Consider the following 2244-nt stretch of genomic DNA (forward strand, 5'->3'; position numbering starts at 1 on the left):
GCTATTCTTTTTATTAAGAACATTCAATAAATAATCAAGTCTTGAATTTAGTTCATTAAGTGGTAGCTCGCCACTTTCAAATGCTGCAGTAAGCTGATTTAGTTCCTGAGCGATATTAGGCATACCTGCTCCTGTATCATCACTGGTTTCATTAAATTGTTGCTGATTCTCTAAAGCGTTAATTTTGTACTCGGCTGCTGTAAGCAGGTAAAGCTGTTGTACATCATTGGTGTACAGATGATTGCTCATTTTACTTTCCTGTTGTTTATTAAATACAACTAAAATTATAGCAGCAATAATAGCTGTAATCACAAGCATCATAATAGGTTCCATCTTCTCAGTTCTTATAATTTAGGGGGCCGTAGCCTGTGAGGCAGACCTTAGGCGGTTTATTAAACTAAATATATGAATATTATATCTTGTTTTTTACCGCAGTGTTGATAAATCGCACAAATGTTGATAAGTATTTAATACTTAACAGTTGGCTTAAACTGAAGCACTTTAATTTGTAGTTTTTGGTTGTTCAGCTAAGAGGACTTTGATCTGATCAATAAAACTAATTATTTGGTCTGTAGCCTTTTTTCGTAGCAATAAAACCTTAACCCTGGTCTGAAACCCAGGCCAATTTCGCCTGCATAAACATAACCTAGTTTGGGAAATAGTTTTTGAGTTGCCTGGTTGTTTGTATTGGTATCAACGCGCAGTGTTTTTATTTTTCGGCGTACAGCTTCATGCTCGGCTTGCTGCAGTAAGGCAGCGGCRATGCCAAGGCCGCGATAATGGGGGCTTACAGCAAGGCGGTGGGTAACAATAGCGGTTTCGTTAATGTCCCAGCCAACCTGGGTGTATTCTGCCTCCTGGTCTGTTGTAATAGCAGTTATACCCGCAATTTGTCCATTTACTTCGGCTACCCAAAGTTGATCATGGTTTATATCGTTGGTGAAAACCGAAGCATTGGGATAGTTACTGTCCCATTGTAAATTGCCTGAAGCTATCATAGCTGGTACAACTTCCGCTACCAGTTGCATAATCTGCGGAATATCGGTTAATGTGGCGGGTCGGATAAGCATATATAACGAAAATCCGAAAATAAAAAAAGCCAGGTTTAAAGCGTTAGAATTTCAATAAAATGGGTTTGTACTGACTTTAAGTCGCGACTAAGTATTTATTGATAAGCAGATAGATATTATTAAATATAAATAACCTAATTCGCGTTTTATTTGGATGTTTTAACTGTTTTATGTTTAGCTGCTTTATTTTGTTTAGCTTTTATCTGTATTATTATTATCCATAGCATTAAAATCAGCATAGTATAAAATGCAAGGTTTTGAAGTTTATTCCCAACACTAAATTGGTTAGTAATCAAATTGATAGTGTTAGCTGACATTGTCTGTTATAGTGTGCTGAGGTTAACAATAATGCTTATAGATTGTTTTATAGCTTTTTATTTTTATAATATGAAAAAGTGAAATTTATTATGGGTTTACCTGTATAAAAAAGTCACGTAGTATCAAATACAAATGTGTATTATAGCTTAATTGCCTGTATAGTTGGATGTTTTTTAAATAAATTTACACTATTTTATCAGTAATAATATAATTGAAATGATAAACGTAAACATTGCATTAAGATTGTGTGCATGAAATTCTTCTGAATTGCACAGGTATGTTAAAATCAATTACCATTATTGTATAGTAAAGGGCTGCGATTAACCGGTAGCTATAATAAATTGTAAGTTGAGGATTAGTATTTATCTCATTGTTCATATATTTACTTTCTATCTGATAATTACGAATTTTAATATAATTGATTATGACCCTTGATGAGTTTTTGAAGCGGCTAAAAAGGGATTCAAATGACATCGAAGGATTAAATAAGCGTACCTATTATACTTATTTAGATCACTTGTTTAAAATGATTGCCTATGATGGTGACCGCCTGAATAAAAAACATGACCTCATGATTACGCCCTATCTGCAATATATTAGTAACACTATGCGCGATGATTTCAGGAGCGACTTAACTAAGACGGAAATTGAGGAAATAGTTGAGAGCATAAAAACCGACATAGATTGTATGATCTTCCGCATCGAGCAGAAAGATCATCCAATTACCTGAATATTTTACAGAACCTATAGCTTGTCATTTAATAATTGCCAATTAATGATTGTGTTTTTTATGAATGTCTTTTACAAGGCATAGTTTTTTTATATCTGTAACTTTAATAATAAAAGGGGCGTATTT

At 33.7% G+C, this 2244-nt stretch carries 3 protein-coding genes; 1 reads left to right on the forward strand and 2 read right to left on the reverse strand.

All coding sequences use genetic code 11. The features are described 5' to 3' along the window. Together AC1DRQ_RS30795 and AC1DRQ_RS30800 are read right to left on the reverse strand one after the other, a co-directional pair. On the reverse strand, positions 1-333 hold a 333-nt coding region (locus tag AC1DRQ_RS30795; RefSeq protein WP_477429832.1), incomplete at its 3' end, for a hypothetical protein. 227 nt (positions 334-560) lie between these two features. After that, positions 561-1070, reverse strand: coding sequence for a GNAT family N-acetyltransferase (locus AC1DRQ_RS30800; protein WP_429395757.1), 510 nt, complete (start codon positions 1068-1070; stop codon positions 561-563). A 742-nt stretch (positions 1071-1812) separates the two neighbouring features. On the opposite strand from AC1DRQ_RS30800, the gene AC1DRQ_RS30805 reads away from it, so the two are divergent. Then, entirely contained in the window at positions 1813-2118 is a 306-nt protein-coding gene (locus tag AC1DRQ_RS30805; RefSeq protein WP_429395760.1) for a hypothetical protein, read from the forward strand. Positions 2119-2244 lie beyond the last annotated feature (126 nt).

It is taken from the genome of Mucilaginibacter sp. P4_E8 (assembly GCF_056401495.1).